This is a genomic window from Holdemania sp. Marseille-P2844 (assembly GCF_900120005.1).
Lineage (GTDB): Bacteria > Bacillota_I > Bacilli_A > Erysipelotrichales > Erysipelotrichaceae > Holdemania.
Genome location: NZ_LT635450.1, coordinates 195,305 through 210,670 on the forward strand (window position 1 = coordinate 195,305; position 15,366 = coordinate 210,670).

Consider the following 15,366-nt stretch of genomic DNA (forward strand, 5'->3'; position numbering starts at 1 on the left):
GAGTATAATTAAATTGTTGAGGGTTGGCATTTTGAGCCGCCCTTTTTCTGTGTTTTCACCACATTTTCCGCATAACAGGCATGGACAAGCAAAGCCTGTTCGTAAAGTGCTGAGGGCAAAAAAGCATTCCCAACAAAAAAGAGAACTGCCTGTTGTTTGCAGACAGTTCCCATTTCATTAAGCAGCTTAATCCAGATCAGCACCGTTGCTTCGGTAGATCTTTGCGATCCAGTCAAAGCTTTGTTTTTTCCAGCGCTGTAAGGTCCCCGATCCATCCTGATTGCGGTCGACATAGACGAAGCCATACCGCTTCGTCATTTCTGCCGATGCCGCGCTGACACAATCGATCGGCCCCCATGAAGTGTATCCGAACACCTCGACCCCATCGTCAATCGCCCGGGCCATCGCCTGAATATGTCCGCGGTGAAATTCGATCCGGGCCTGATCCTTAACCGTAAATCCGCCGTTTCCGTCAGGCGTCAGTTCTTCCTTCGACCCCAATCCATTCTCTGCGACAAACAACGGCTTGTGGAAATGATCGTATAAATAATTAAGAATGTAGCGCAGCCCTTCCGGATCGATCGGATAATCATAATCCGAGACCGGAACATAAGGATTTTTTAATCCCCGCATGATGTTACCGTTGGCCATCGCGTAGCGGCTTTCATCCGCCGCCACGACTTTGCTTGAATAATAGCTGAACGATATGAAATCCACGGTATGCTTCAACGCCTGCCGGTCTTCCTCCGTGATTTCCAGACACACGTTGTTTTCCCACCACAGCCGTTTTGCGTAATACGGATATTCGCCGGTGCAATGCACATGGATAAAATAATCCAGCTCCTGCTGACTGGTCATCATCGCGATCATATCCTGCGGATCGCAGGTCATCGGATACCGCGGTGCGGAAGCCGCCATGCAGCCGATCTGAATCGCAGGACAGAGCTGCTTCGCCAAGGCGGTCACTCTGGCGCTGGCGACCAGCTGGTGATGTGCCGTCTGGAAGCGGTCCTGCGCGCTCAGCTGGTCCTTGGGCGTCATCACCCCCGCGCCCAATAACGGTGAAATCAGTGTGACATTGATCTCGTTAAAGGTCAGCCAGTATTTTACCCGGTCATGATAACGGCGAAGCACGGTTTCCGCATAACGGAGGAAAAAGCCGATCATCTCCCGGCTGCGGAAGCCGTCGTAAGTCCGGCACAAATGCAGCGGTATCTCATAGTGCGACAGCGTGATCAGCGGCTCGATGCCATATTTCAGACATTCGTCAATCACCCGGTCATAGAACGCCAGTCCTGCTTCATTGGGTTCCACTTCATCACGCGGATAAATCCGGCTCCATGCGATCGAGAAACGAAATACCTTGAAGCCCATTTCCGCCATCAGCGCGATATCTTCCCGATAGCGGTGATAAAAATCCGTGCCGATCAGTTTCAAATTATCAGGAGTTGGCTGGTTGGTGACCGGTCCGCGCACGCCCTGCGGCATAACGTCCTGCTGGGACAGACCCTTACCATCCTCAAGATAAGCACCCTCGCACTGGTTGGCCGCCAGCGCGCCGCCCCATAAAAATCCTTTCGGAAAGGCCATCAGCGAATCACCGTTAAAATTTCATCGCCGGCTTCGACGTGTTCCCGGCTGTTTTCCACGACGTCCAGCACCTCTGCGGAATTTGTGATCAGCACTGGCGTTACCAGATCATAACCGGCATCCCGCACAGCTTTTAAATCCACCTGCACTAACGGCGTGCCGACTTCGACCGCATCACCGGTTTTGACCAGCGCCGTAAAATGTTCGCCGTTGAGCTTGACGGTATCCAGACCGATATGAATCAGCACTTCCGTGCCATCCTCGGCGACCAGTCCGATCGCATGCTTGGTTTCAAACAACATCGCAACCTTGCCTTTGACCGGCGAACCAAACTCGCCGCTTTCCGGAATCAAGGCGCAGCCCTGACCCAATGCGCCGCTGGCGAACGTATCATCCTTAACCTGTTCCAGCGGAATCAGCTGACCCGCGGCCGGAGAATGAATTACCAGCTTTTTATTCAGCACCGCCGGCTTGACTGCCGCTTCCGCCTTGCTGGAAGCCGGCGCCGGATCCTTATGCGTCAGATAGCTGAACACGAACGCCAATACCATCGAAATCGCGACGGCGATGCAGATATTGAGAAACGAGTTGTCGCTGCCCAAATAAACCGGGAGCGCAAAGATCGTCGACGTTCCGTAAGCCCACTGCTTAACCCCCGTCAGACCGGCATACAGACCGCCGATTGCACCAGCTGCCATCGCACTGTATAACGGCTGTTTCAATTTCATGCCAATGCCGTACAAGGTCGGTTCCGTAATGCCGCACAGCGCTGTGACGCCAACGGTGGACGCCAGTGATTTCAATTCCTTATCTTTCGTTTTCAGCGCCACGCCGAAGGTTGCCGCCGACTGCGCCATGTTGCTGCAAACCATTCCCGGCGCCAGAATTGTCGCATAGCCGACCGTCGCCCGCTGGATCGACTGCGCGCTGCCCAGCGCATAGTGCATCCCCGTCATGACTAACAGCGGACATAAGCCGCCCACCAGCATCGGAACCAGCCAGCCGACCTGAGTGTCCAGGAAGGTGAAGAACGATGCCAGATAATTACCGAAGATCGCGCCTAACGGCCCCAAAACGATAAATCCGACCGGAACGGTGACCAGGATCACAATCATCGGAACAAAGAAGGTTTTAATCGCTTTCGGCGTCCATTTCGTCACCCACTTTTCCACAATCGACTGGAAGTAGACGATCAGGATGATCGGAACGACGCTGGAGGTGTAGGTTGCCAGCGTGACCGGCAGGCCCAGCAGCGTCACCGGATCACCCGCGGTTTTTAAGCCCAGATAGGTCGGATGCACCAGCATCGCCGCAAAGATCAGCGATAAATAAGGGTTGCATTTGAATTTCTTTCCCGCTGAGAAGGCCAGGAAGAACGGCATATAATAGAAGACGCAGTCGGCGACCATATAGAAAATCTGATAAGTCTGCGTCGTGTTGTCGATCAGGCTGAACTGCACAAGAATGGACAGGATCGCTTTGATCATTCCAGCGCCGGCCAGCGGACCGATCATCGGCATGACGATGCTGGCCATCGTGTCAAATAAGGCGGAGATCAGGTTTTTCTTTTCCTTCTTCTCCTCCCCATCCGTCTGAATATGCGCAATCTGAATTAATTCATTGTAGACGTCGGCGACCTGCGTGCCGATGACGATCTGGAACTGACCGCCTTTGTTGACGCAGCCGACAACACCGGTAATGTTTTTCACATTTTCAATATTCGCTTTGGACTCATCCTTCAACGTAAACCGCAGCCGCGTCATGCAGTGGGTTACGGACGCGATGTTGTGTTCGCCGCCGATCTCATTGAGAATCGCGCGGACTAAGCTTTCGTATTTCATCTTCTCCTCCTTGGCCACAGGAAGCGGCCCTGTTTCTTCACTTTCTGAATCTGGTGAATTGTCCGGCATCGGGGTACAAAAAAGCCTGTCGCCGCTTCCTCCTTTTCGCTCCACGTTTAAAAACGGGATAGAAAGGGGAAAACGAACGGCAGGCTTTGCCCTTGCGGTTACAATCCTACGCTTGGCTCTTTTCTCTTTCTGTCAGTCTCCGGATGTGAAGCATGAAGTAGAGCATTTCCTCATGGGTCAGCTCCACGCCCAGCTTCGCATCCAGATACGTTTTAATCCGGCTTGCGCAGGCATACGCATCCGGGTATTTTTCTTTTACCTTCTCAAACAGATAATCGTCCTCGCTGACGTTCAGCGAGCCGCGGATTCGCTGCAGGAAGAACCGGATATGCGTGATAAACCGGCTGTAATTGATCGAATTCTCATTCAAATCGATCTTGTAATGAAACTTGATAATATTCAGGATGTCTTGAATAATCTGCGTGGCTTCTACCGTTTCGCGGATCGCTTCGCCGCTTTGCTGGCCATTGACAAAATGCATGGCGATGAAACTGGCCTCATCCTCCGTCAGCTGCAGTCCTTCGGAATACTCGATCAGCTCCAGCGCTTTCATCGAAGCGGCGAATTCGCGCGGATAGAATTTCTTGATTTCCCACAACAGCGCGTTTTTGAGCTGTTCATTTTGTTTTGCGCGCTTGATCACAAAATGAATGTGGTCGGTCAGGCCGATGTAAATTACGTCGTCAAATTGAACGTTCAACTCCTTCTGCGCCATTTCGACGATCTTTTTAGTCAGTTCCAGATGGTTGATCGGAATTTCCTTCATCAGCCTGACAAAATCCTCCTGCTGCTGATGCGCGGTAATTTTGAAAACCTTATCGATTTTGGATTCATCAGCCGGATCGCCCGGCTTCATGGCATAACCGATGCCGCGTCCCATCAGAATCACTTCCAGCAAGTTCTCGTCTTCGGCTAACAGAATATTGTTGTTGAACACTTTCTTTACTCGCAATTTCATCCCTCCTTTCCAAAATAAAAGCCTAAACTACACCCATAATATCAGATAAACTGATACAATGAAATCCAGTTTAGGCTTTGCCTTTTTCAAGTTACAACCCTAAATACATTTGTTATTCTAGCCAAATCCTCGAACTTTGTCAACGCTTTCTTTTTTTAAGAATGCCATTTTTTTACATTTTCCAAGTTCCAGTTCAATTCCAAAATCAGGATTTACCAGCCGAATTCCTTATAATGCGGATAAACTTCGGTATTGTTGTATTCCGGGCCGCCTGGGAAATTCGCGCTCTTTAACAACAGCGGCGTTTTTCCGCTCTTCATCATTTCTTCCAATGCAACCGCGGTCACTGACCAGAGAATGTAGGAGCTGGCGATGCCGCTGGCTGCCGCGAAGTTCGCTTCGATGCCGTCGATTTTCAGCATGGCTTCGGCTGCCGGAGCGCAGTTGTCGAGCGTCAGATCGACAAATTCATACAGTTTCTTGCCGGATGAATGCACGGCGTCCACGGTCTGCGCATAGCTCATCGAACTCATGGCAATGACCTTGATTCCCATTTTCTTGGCTTCCCAAGCCAGGTCGACGACACCTTTAGTCCGTCCGGAAACCGAACCGACAAACAGAATATCGCCCGGCCGGATCGTCGATGCCTTTAAGATATATTCGCCTAAGCCTTCCATATCCGTATCCAAATCGCTGCGGTCGCGCTCGCGGGCATCCGACTGCACGTCTAATTTATAATGAAATGTCCGGTAAAATGCCGGTCCGCCGCCGCGGTTGAACAGGTCCATTTCGATGGAATGGCAGATGCCGCTGAGATAAATATTCCCTCCCGCATCGATCGTTTCCGCAATCATTTTGCCTGCTGTGATGATGTTTTCCCGCTGTGTCGTTTTGATTTGTTCAAACAGTTGATCTACTCGTTTCTGATAATCGTCCAGTATCATTTTTCGTTCTCCTTTGTTCAGTCTTATCATAGCAAACACCCCGGTAAATTACCACAGGATTTGGTTAAAAAATTCAATTAAAACAAATTGTATTCGGGTTATAATTGCAGTTTTGATTTAACTTAATTATATTTCATACTTGATTATAAAAGTAATCTTCGATTTTCTATACTTAGTAAAGCATGACCAGCAGCAACAGAACAGACTGACCGGCTGTCAAAAAATCATAAGAAAAATTGTTCGCTAAGACGATTGCCTTGTAAAACAAGCTGCGATATTCAGTTCGAAACTGAATTTCGATAAGGAATAATAAAATCCTGATTTGCCTGCTGCTTAAATGACAATCCTCGACTTCGTAAATCGAATCAAAACAAACAGAATTGAAGCTTATTTCCGAAAAGTATCTTCAGCGCTCTTTTTTTACTTTGTGAACATGTTTTTCATCATTTTCTTAGGGGGTTATTTTTACTTTTCCGCAATATTAATAGTGTAGGGTTTTGTTGGACCGCGGATGCCCGTCCGGATAGAATCGCTTTTGGCCTTTTCAATTCGATTCAAGCAGACAGATTTTTGTCGTCTGTCATTAAAGGAGGGCAATTCTATGGAACATTTCCTGGAACTTTTTGTCAATGTAGTTTTGAAAGTTGGTTTGCCCCTGATCGAATGTTCGATCAAGGTGATTGAATGCCACTTAAAAATTATAGAAGCCAAAAAGAAAGGCGCTGTGTCAACTCCCAAGAAAACCCAGCGCTCATCTGTCCGCCGCCATTCTCGTAAGAGATAGCGCATGACGGGTGCCGCCTTTCAGCAACACCTTACACCTTTAGTATAGACATTCCGGATGGAATTTCAACCTTTTTCTTTCATTCCTGAGTTAATTTTACTCAATTCGTCCTCGCTCGTTCTGGAACCTGATGCTTCTATTTTAAAAGAATCTTAAATCCTGAAATCCGCAAAAACATCTCTTCGCAATCAACCGGGCTTGCCGTTCACCAGCTGTATCCTTCGACCATCCCGGGCGTCACCGGCCCAGAATCGTCCGGTCGGACAAAACCGCGTGTTCGCTTTCATACAACGCCATGACGTCTTTGACGCTCAGCCGGCGGCGTTCTTCCCCGCTATAAATATGCAGGATCCGCCCCTCGTTCATAACGATTGTTTTATTGCCATACGCCAGCGCGTTTTCGATATTGTGCGTGATCATCAGCGTCGTGATCTGATCCCGTTCGATAATCCGCTGCGTCAGGTCCATGATCGCCCGGGCTGTGCGCGGATCCAGCGCCGCCGTGTGTTCGTCCAAAAGCAGCAGTTTCGGCGTGACGACCGTCGCCATCAACAGCGTCAGCGCCTGCCGCTGGCCGCCCGATAAATGGCCGGCCGGGGTTTTCATCCGTTCCTCCAGCCCGAGATTCAGCGATTTCAACAAATCATAAAAGAACCGCTCGTCCTTCCGGCTGACGCCCAGCTGCAGCGACCGCCGCTTTCCCCGGCTGTACGCCAGTCCCAGGTTTTCTTCAATCGTCATTGACGGCGCTGTGCCTTTCAGGGGATCCTGAAACAGCCTGCCGATCGCATGGCTGCGGCGGTGTTCCTTCATCCGCGTCATGTCCTGCCCCTGCAGCGTGATCTGTCCCGAAGTTAAAGGCAGACTTCCGGCAATCGCGCTCAGCAGCGTGCTTTTCCCCGCGCCGTTGGAACCGATCACCGTGGCAAAGTCGCCCGCTTCCAGCGTCAGACTGACATGATCCAGCGCCGTTTTCTCATTGACCGTTCCACCGTTAAAGACGACGGTCGCCTCCCGTACCTCAAGCATGACGTTTCCGCCTCCTTTTCAGCCGCCCCTGCATCTGCGGCACAGCCAGCGCCAGGACGACCAGCGCCGAAGAAAACAATTTCAGATCGCTCGCCGCCAGTCCCAGCGACAGCGCGAAGGTCAGCACGAAGCGATAGACGATCGTACCTGCGCAGACAGAACTCAGATGATGCGCCAGTCCGCCTTTGCCAAATAAGGTTTCGCCGATGATGATCGACGCCAAACCCAGCACCAGCATCCCCAAGCCGCCGTTATTGTCTGCGAATTGCTGCTGCTGCGCCAACAGACCGCCGGATAAGGCGACGAAGCCGTTAGCCAGCGCCAGCCCCAGAATCTTCATCGAATCGGTGTTGATTGACGATGCCCGGACCATCTCCTCATTGTCGCCTGTCGCTCGTAACGACAAGCCCAGCTGTGTCTTTAAGAACAACGTCAGCAGTGCGGCCAACAAAACAACGATCAGAAACAAAAGCAGAGTAGGGGTCTGCACCGCTTTCCCTTGAAACAGGGAAAACAGCGTTTCCTTTTTATATAACGACAGGTTCGGCTTGCCGCCCATGATCCTCAGATTCACGGAATACAGCGCCGTCATCGTCAGAATACCCGCCAGAATCGGCTGGATTTTCAATCGGGTATGAAGCAGACCGGTGACGCTCCCCGCGCCCAAACCGCCCGCAAAGGCCGCCGCCAGTCCCAGAATCGGATGTCCTGCCAGCGTCAGCACCGCGCTGATCGCCATTCCGGTCACAAAGCTGCCGTCGACGGTTAAGTCCGGCGTGTTCAGAATCCTGAACGAAAGAAACAACCCCAGCCCCAGCACGGAATACACCAAGCCCAGCTGCAGGGTCGATAAAACGGTATCCAGCGACATTATCAGCGCCTCCTTTCTTTATTGCGGATCTTGAATCATAACCAGCTGCTCATCTTGCGCCAGACTTTCCGGCAGCGTCAGATGCAGCGCTTCCAACGCGTCGGTATTGACGTAGACACTCAGATTTTCATTAAAGACCTTGACCGGAATCGCACTGACGTCGGTCCCCTGGAGCACCTGATCGACCATCCGGGCGGTTTCCTTGCCCAGATCAACATAATTGATGCCGATCGTCGCCGTGCCGCCGTCCATGACCATTGAATCCGCCCCGACGTAGACCGGAATCCCGGCAGACCGCGTGATCTGCGTAACGGTGCTCATTGCGGTTGCGACAGTATTGTCGTTGGGCGAGAACAGCGCGTCGCATTTTTCACTTAGAACCTGCGCCGCCTGGGCGACTTCCGAGGTATTGGCCACCGGCGCCTCGATTACCGTTAAGCCCAGCGCTTTGGCCGCTTCTCTGGCCTTGGCGATGTTGGTTTGGGAATTCACTTCCCCAACGTTGTAAATCATCCCCAGTGTTTTCAGTTCCGGCTGCAGCTGCAGCGCCAGATCCAGAATCTGCGCGACCGCGATTTCGTCGCTGGTGCCGGTGATGTTCTGATCCGGATGTTCCAGACTGGACGTCAGCCCGGACGCGATCGGATCCGTGACGGCCGAGAAGATAACCGGCGTCGTTTCCGCCAGCTGCGCCGCGGACTGGGCGGTCGGCGTCGCAATCGCCACCACGACGTCCAGCTTCTCCGACTGGAACGAGGAAACGATGGAGCCAATGTTGCTTTGCTCCCCCTGCGCGTTTTTGAAGAGGATCGTACAGTTTACTCCATCCTGATAACCAAGCTCGGCCAGCTCTTCTTCAAAGCTGTCGTAAATCATGTTTAACGAAGTATGCTCCATCAGCTGAATCACGCCGATCCGCGGACCATCCGCCGCTTTTCCAGAACAACCGGAGAGCACGAAGCTCAGCCCCAGCACTATGATACTCAATAATCTTTTAAACTTTTTCATTTTTCTTTTCTCCTCATAATTTTCACCCTGACTTGTTGAAAATCGGCTGTCCCCATCGTTCTTTCCCACGCCGCGGACTTCCGATTTTTCTGTTCTTGAGCGCAGCGGCTTACGGCCGCCGCGCCTCAAACCACATGCGGATGTTTTTTCCCATCCTCATCGCCTCCTGTTCTTTCTGGCTTTATAGCGAGAGGACGCCGGAGAATGTAAAAAGCCCGCCCTCATGGAAAGTTTAAAACTCTCCTTCAAGGGCAGGCTGAATTTCCTGCGGTACCACCTTGTTTGAAAAAAGACTGCGTCTCTTATCTTTTCTCCACTCACCAAAAATGCCAACACATTTTCTGCCTTTTAACGTCGGCTCACGTCCTCAGCTACTCGGCTTCCCTTTCGCCTGGCCCTCCGGGGTCCATTTACACAGCGGCTTCTCTGTCTGGCTTCCACCTTGCCCAAACTCTCTTTAAGCGCCTGTCCGTGCTTGATCTCCCCATCACCGGTTTAATTTCATTCTACTCGCATGAAGGGAAATGTCAATGGGAATTTCACCCGGCAATTCCCGGAATTCTTCTGTTTTTCGTTTTTTCCTTCGGAATTCTGCGCTTTTTGCCACTTTTTATCCTCTCTTTTTTGCCAATCGAATAGATTGTGGTAAAATAAAGAATGATTCATCAAAATGGATTTCCGCGGAAATCCCCCACAGAGTAAGGAGAATCAAAACGCATGTCAGAACAAAACAAATCCATGGATCCCCAAGAATCCCAAAATAAACCCGGGAAGAAAAAACGCAAGGTATCGCTGGGTAAGAAAATCGCGATCTTCTTCGTCTATTTTCTTCTGATCGTCGGATTGATCGTCGGATGCGGAGGTTTGTATATCGCTTCAGATATGATCAAGGACGCACCTGCGATCAGCCTGTCGGACTTTGAAGGTCTGGAATCTTCTCAGGTTTATGATCAAGACGGCAACCTGATCACCGAACTGGGCGCTTACCTGCGCGAAAACATCACCTACGACGAGATGCCGGCCTCGCTGGTCGACGCCTTTGTCGCCATTGAAGACTCGCGTTTCTTCGAACATCCCGGCTTCGACGTTCCCCGTTTCGCCAAAGCGGCGCTGGAGAATCTGAAGTCCAAGAGCTTCGGTCAGGGTGGTTCGACGTTTACGATGCAGTTAGTGAAAAACACCTACTTCCAGGTCGACGATCTGGAGAATTCGACGATTGCGGAAAAATCGGTCGACCGCAAGGTTCAGGAAATCTGGACGGCATTGAAGCTGGAAAAGCTGATTGATAAGAAACAGATCTTCCAGCTGTATTTAAACAAGCTGAACTTCGGCGGCAACATCCGCGGCGTGCAGAAAGCGGCGCAGTATTACTTTGGTAAGGACGCCAAAGACTTGAGCCTGAGCGAGAGCGCGCTGCTGGCGGGTATCATCAACCGGCCGAACGCCTACAATCCTTACGAAAATCTTGATTATGCCACCAACCGGCGCAACACTGTGCTGGATATGATGGTTTATCATGGCTATATCAGCGAACAGGAAGCCGATCTGGCCAAGTCGATCCGCGTGGAGGATCTGTTAGTCGGCGAGGATTACACGATCTCCGAAAGCGGCGGGCCATATCAGGCTTATGTCGACGCGGTGATCGAAGAAGTCAAGCAGATCACAGGCAAGGATCCGGCCCTGACGCCGATGAAGGTCTACACCAACATGGACCGGACGGTTCAGGAACAGATCGACGCCATTCAGAAAGGCGAAAATATCGAGTATCCGGACGAGCTGATGCAGATCGCGATCGTGTCGATGAACAACCAGACCGGCGAGATCCGCGGCTTAGGCGGCGGACGGAATTATTCCGGAGCGCGCTTGTTGAACCGGGCGACCAGCCAGTTTAAACAGCCAGGCTCGGCGGTCAAGCCGTTCTTGTCCTATGCCCTGGCGTTTGAACATCTGGGCTGGGCGACCGATCACGTCATCACCGACCGGCCGATCGTTTACCGCGGCACCAAGAAAGTCATCAACAACTTCGACGGCCAGTACCGCGGCGACGTCACGCTGCAGCAGGCTGTCGGACAGTCGCTGAATACCCCGGCGATTCAGACACTGCAGGAAGTCATCGACACGATCGGACGTTCCAAGGTCATCGACTATCTGCAAAGTCTGGGCTTCTCGCGTGTCGATAACGATCATTTCGACACCGGCTACGCAATCGGCGGTTCTTCCTTCGAAGCCAGCGCCACGGAAATGGCGAGCGCGCATGCCGCGATGGTCAACGGCGGCCGGTATGTGAAGCCGCATACCGTCGCACGGATTGAGTTTGGCGACGGCAGCGCGGATTATGTCGCGGATCACGAAGGCAGGCAGGTTATCAGCGAGGAAGCGGCCTACATGGCCAGCACCTTGATGCAGTATTGCGTTGAAGGTCCGTATTTCAACTACATGCAGGTCTTAAAGCGCAGCTATCCAGTCTATGCCAAGACCGGCACGACCGACTGGGGCAAGGATGGCCTGCGGTTTGGTATTCCGGAAGGCGCGGCCAAGGATAAATGGATGATCGCCTCCACGAGCCAGACGACCAACGTCGTGTGGGTCGGCTACGACAAGGGCGTTAAAGATGAAAAAACTTACTTTGACAACAGGAAAAGCCAGAAAAATATCCCGGGCCAGATCTGCGAGCTTCTGCTGGACGCCAACTATGATGAAAAGAATCCGCCGAAGGCGCTGGTTCAGCCGGACGGCGTGGAAAGCATCACCCACATTATCGGTACCTTCCCATATGCCGCAGTGGACGGCGTGGATCCGAATCTGTCCACAACCGGTTTGATCAAGAAGGAATACAACACGCTGGTTTCGCCATGGGGCAATTCCGAACAGAAGCTGGAAAGCACGGTCAGCGGTTATATCGACGAATGGGGCGGCCTGACGATCAACTGGGGCGGCTACCGCGGCGATCTGCCGGAAAACCAGAAAGAAATCAGCCTGTCTCAAGGCGATATCTACGTTTATGCCGTCGGTCAGAAGCTGTTCGACTGGAACTGGATCCTCGGCAATCCTTACTATTACGCCAAAGTTTATCTCAATGGCAATCTGTACCACGAAGTTACCTCAGATCAGCCGACCTATTACGATTGGGTGGAAGGCGGCGGCAGCGTCAAGGTCTGCGGTTATTACGTTTACAGTACAGGATTGCACAGCGAGGAACAGTGCGTTACCGTCCGATAAGCATGGCCAGCCGCATCCTCTTCAGGGATGCGGTTTTCTTTATCATGCGCTCAAGGAAGGCTTCAATGCGGTTTCATTTTACCTGTGATTCCCTTCGCCTGCACACTTTCACAGATTTTCTTTTCTTTACTTTGCGATCTCATTCATACAAAAAGAACGTCGGTCAATTCCGGCGTTCCTTTCCAATTTACCCCATTTCAAAGTTTGTGATCCGCAATCATTTTCTGCTTCAATTCAGTTCATCATCAGAAAATACGTTATTCCGGCGCAGACTGCCTCTGGCGGACAAGTTCTTTCCCTGCGCCTTTCAGCGCCCGGCCTGGCTGTCAGAGAGTTCAGGCATGCAGTGCGCGGCCGACGGCGGCGTTGACCGATTTTCCATCCGTTTTTCCTTTGTAGCGCGCCATCATTTCCTTGATCAACATCCCTTTGTTTTTCATTACCGGTTCCAGCTGAAGCTCCGTAATTACAGCCTGAACCGCTTCATCCAGCTCTGCTTCGCTCATCTGCGCGGGCAGATAGGCTTCGATAATTTCAATTTTACGCTGCGTTTCCGCGATCAGATCCGCGCGGCTGGCCGGCGTCTGCGCCAGCGCGTCCTTTGTCTGCTTCAGTTCTTTCTGAACATAGGCCAGCTCTTCTTCTTCGCTTAACGGCTGGCCGGCCTCCTTTTCCGCCAGCGCGATCGCCGAGATCAACAAGCTGCATACGCCGTTTTTCACGTGATCCTTCGCTTTTAAAGCTTCCATTTTATCTTTTCTTAACGTTGTTAATAATGCCATTCTTCATCCTTCTTTCTAATGTTTATTATACCTTTTTTCACCGCAGCATTTCAATCCGCGGTCTTTATTTATCATGCTGCAGAGCAGCCTGCGGATTATTCTGTTCAATTTTCTGAACATGGTAATAAACCCGAACCTGCGCCGCCGGATACTTGCGGTTTAAGCGCTGGCTGAGCCGGCTGACAACTTTATGCACGTCATTTTCGGCTTTCATCATCAACATCACAGCCAGCTGACAGTTTGCCGTGCGGGTGAATATGTCGCAGGAGCGCAGCTGCGTCTTGACAATCTGAATCAGCGCGTCGGTTGCCCGCGTTCCCAGTTCCATGGCCTCGCTTTGTACGTCCAGCACCAGTAAGTAGGAGTTGATATCCAGTCGTTTGCTTTCCCGCATTCGGGCCTGATACAATTTGCGGAAAACCGGCTGTTCACAATAAAAAGCGCTGCCGTCTTCCTTAGTGTTCATTTCCTCAATCAATTCCTGAATTGAATGCGAAGGCTCGCGGTCTGAACTTAAAAAGTAGATCAGCGATTTTGAACGGCCCTCAAACTCAACGCCGAACTCATGATAAAACTGTTCGGAAATTTGATCGAAATGTTTCAATGCCCGATTGTATTCCCTGGCTTTTACCAGCTCGGATAAATAACAATAATTCAGATCATCTGAATATGGATCCAGCGTCAGCGCCCAGTGCGTCAGCCGCAGCGCCGCTTCCGCCTGTCCTTTCTGATCCAGCATGGCGGCAGCTTCCTGTGTCAGTGTTTTGACTTTTTCCTTCCAGAATTCCCGAATCGGCAGGATCCACATCGAAGAATACCCTTCCATCAGTTCGCCGCGGACCAGCGCTTCAATCTGCCGCGGTTGTTCCGCAAGAAGCGCAGGCGTCAGTCCGGAAAGCTGATCCAGATCGGTATCCACAGGCGCCTGCGGCGAGAATAGATAGCCCCGTTTTCCAGTCACAATCCATTCCTGATCCTTGGTTTGAGCATACGGCTGCGTCAATTTCCGCAGCCGGTGAATCGCAAATTTTAAAGCATTTTGCGGATTGACAGATTCCGGCCAGAACAATTCGATCAACCGTTCATGACTGACCAGCTCGCCGCGGTGAATGAGAAAATAGCACAGCAATTCCGTCAGCTGCTTCCCCAGGCTTTCGTTCAGCGCCTGAGATCGCTCTTCTTCCTGCAGCGTTGGAGCGCCCCAAAGTCTTATAAAATATTTTTTCACTTTGAACTCCTCCCTTCTGGTTCAAAAATCTCATCCGGCCATTTTAGATTAATTCAATTTTATCAGATCGGCTGCCGAACCACAAGCCCGCCTTGCCTTGATCGCTTCAGCGTTGTATGCCTGTCAAACAGGATGGGAAATCAGACGAAAAGCGACGCGTCCCCGCTGCGCTTGCCCGGTTCAGCCGGACGGCGTTAAAGGCAGGTGGAAACCTGCCTGACGATTTTTCTGCAGCGCTTTTCGGCTCGCTTTCACCCATTCCTTTTCAGCGTGCCCCTCCATGGTTTTCTGAAGTGTTGAAGATTGCCTTTCGATCAGTGAAATTCATTCGGATGGCGTTGTAAAAAACGCTGTTCCAGCAGATCTTCCATCGAAAACAGGCCGGGCTTTAAACCGGGAATCGCCTCGACCGCTTCCAGAATTCCGCGTATGAAGATCTCCCGACTGTCGGCGGTGTGCGTGATTGTAATCTGTTCGTGATCTCCGCACAGAATCACGGTGTGCTCGCCGGCAATCTGACGGTGCCGCAGGGAAGTAACGGAAATCGGTTTCTGATAGCCATACCGGTCCTTCGCCGGCCCCTGCAATGTTTTTTTCAACATCAGCGCGCTGCCGCTGGGTTTGTCTTTTTTCTGTTCATGATGAATTTCCAGGATATCGCAGTCAAAATACTGCCCGATCTCCCGCTGACAACATTTCAGCATTTTGTTAACGATCGTCATCCCGATCGAAAAATTGCTTGTCATGACGATGGGGACGCGCCGGGCCCAACTCTCAATGATCTTTTTCTGATCATCGCTGTATCCTGTCGTCGCCAGCACCAGCGGAATGGGCTGGCGTTCCATCGCCCGCTGGATCCGGACGAAATTGTCCGGGTGACTGACGTCGACGATCACCTCGGGATGCTGCGGCAGCTCGGAAATCTCCTGATAATAGGAGGAAGCGATCAAACCGACGCACTGCAGGTCTTCCTTTTCTTCAATCCGGCTTAATAACAAATGTCCCATCGTTCCATATCCGACAATTACGATTTTCATGGCCAT

General features: G+C 51.5%; 13 protein-coding genes. 2 read left to right on the forward strand and 11 right to left on the reverse strand.

Going from position 1 to position 15,366, the window contains the following annotated elements:
* Window positions 1–8 precede the first annotated feature (8 nt).
* From BQ7364_RS17720 to BQ7364_RS05625, 5 genes are all read right to left on the reverse strand, one after another.
* Window positions 9–203 (reverse strand): hypothetical protein, encoded by a 195-nt coding sequence (locus tag BQ7364_RS17720; protein WP_139248572.1) that lies wholly within the window; start codon window positions 201–203, stop codon window positions 9–11.
* Window positions 187–1,590 (reverse strand): glycoside hydrolase family 1 protein, encoded by a 1,404-nt coding sequence (locus BQ7364_RS05610; RefSeq protein WP_072683807.1) that lies wholly within the window; start codon window positions 1,588–1,590, stop codon window positions 187–189. The genes BQ7364_RS17720 and BQ7364_RS05610 overlap by 17 nt, the downstream gene beginning before the upstream one ends.
* The gene (locus BQ7364_RS05615; RefSeq protein WP_072683968.1) at window positions 1,590–3,431 is read right to left on the reverse strand and encodes a beta-glucoside-specific PTS transporter subunit IIABC; all 1,842 of its coding nucleotides are present in this window, start codon (window positions 3,429–3,431) and stop codon (window positions 1,590–1,592) included. Before BQ7364_RS05615 ends, BQ7364_RS05610 begins: the two co-directional genes overlap by 1 nt.
* Before the next feature lie 175 nt (window positions 3,432–3,606).
* On the reverse strand, window positions 3,607–4,458 hold the full coding sequence (gene licT, locus BQ7364_RS05620; protein ID WP_083538452.1) for a BglG family transcription antiterminator LicT: 852 nt from the start codon (window positions 4,456–4,458) through the stop codon (window positions 3,607–3,609).
* A 212-nt stretch (window positions 4,459–4,670) separates the two neighbouring features.
* The gene (locus tag BQ7364_RS05625) at window positions 4,671–5,402 is read right to left on the reverse strand and encodes a sugar isomerase domain-containing protein (protein ID WP_039864589.1); all 732 of its coding nucleotides are present in this window, start codon (window positions 5,400–5,402) and stop codon (window positions 4,671–4,673) included.
* Window positions 5,403–6,003: 601 nt separating this feature from the next.
* Between BQ7364_RS05625 and BQ7364_RS05630 the strand changes: the two genes are divergently transcribed.
* A complete protein-coding gene (locus tag BQ7364_RS05630) occupies window positions 6,004–6,186 on the forward strand; it encodes a hypothetical protein (protein ID WP_072683808.1) in 183 nt (60 codons plus the stop codon).
* Window positions 6,187–6,423: 237 nt separating this feature from the next.
* Here BQ7364_RS05630 and BQ7364_RS05635 read toward each other — a convergent pair whose 3' ends face one another.
* From BQ7364_RS05635 to BQ7364_RS05645, 3 genes are read right to left on the reverse strand one after another with little or no spacing between them, the layout of a single operon-like run.
* Window positions 6,424–7,215 (reverse strand): ABC transporter ATP-binding protein, encoded by a 792-nt coding sequence (locus BQ7364_RS05635; RefSeq protein WP_072683809.1) that lies wholly within the window; start codon window positions 7,213–7,215, stop codon window positions 6,424–6,426.
* Window positions 7,208–8,086, reverse strand: a complete 879-nt coding sequence (locus BQ7364_RS05640) for an ABC transporter permease (RefSeq protein WP_072683810.1) — start codon at window positions 8,084–8,086, stop codon at window positions 7,208–7,210. The genes BQ7364_RS05635 and BQ7364_RS05640 overlap by 8 nt, the downstream gene beginning before the upstream one ends.
* An 18-nt stretch (window positions 8,087–8,104) precedes the next feature.
* Window positions 8,105–9,094, reverse strand: coding sequence for an ABC transporter substrate-binding protein (locus tag BQ7364_RS05645; RefSeq protein ID WP_072683970.1), 990 nt, complete (start codon window positions 9,092–9,094; stop codon window positions 8,105–8,107).
* Between the two features lie 717 nt (window positions 9,095–9,811).
* On the opposite strand from BQ7364_RS05645, the gene BQ7364_RS05650 reads away from it, so the two are divergent.
* A complete protein-coding gene (locus tag BQ7364_RS05650; protein ID WP_083538454.1) occupies window positions 9,812–12,313 on the forward strand; it encodes a transglycosylase domain-containing protein in 2,502 nt (833 codons plus the stop codon).
* Window positions 12,314–12,648: 335 nt separating this feature from the next.
* Here BQ7364_RS05650 and BQ7364_RS05655 read toward each other — a convergent pair whose 3' ends face one another.
* The 3 genes from BQ7364_RS05655 to dapB form a co-directional block, all read right to left on the reverse strand.
* Window positions 12,649–13,095, reverse strand: a complete 447-nt coding sequence (locus BQ7364_RS05655) for a GatB/YqeY domain-containing protein (RefSeq protein ID WP_072683811.1) — start codon at window positions 13,093–13,095, stop codon at window positions 12,649–12,651.
* 64 nt (window positions 13,096–13,159) lie between these two features.
* Window positions 13,160–14,323, reverse strand: coding sequence for an AfsR/SARP family transcriptional regulator (locus tag BQ7364_RS05660; protein ID WP_072683812.1), 1,164 nt, complete (start codon window positions 14,321–14,323; stop codon window positions 13,160–13,162).
* 314 nt (window positions 14,324–14,637) lie between these two features.
* Window positions 14,638–15,360: a 4-hydroxy-tetrahydrodipicolinate reductase gene (gene dapB / locus BQ7364_RS05665; protein WP_072683813.1), complete on the reverse strand. Its 723-nt coding sequence runs from the start codon at window positions 15,358–15,360 to the stop codon at window positions 14,638–14,640.
* Between the last annotated feature and the right edge of the window lie 6 nt (window positions 15,361–15,366).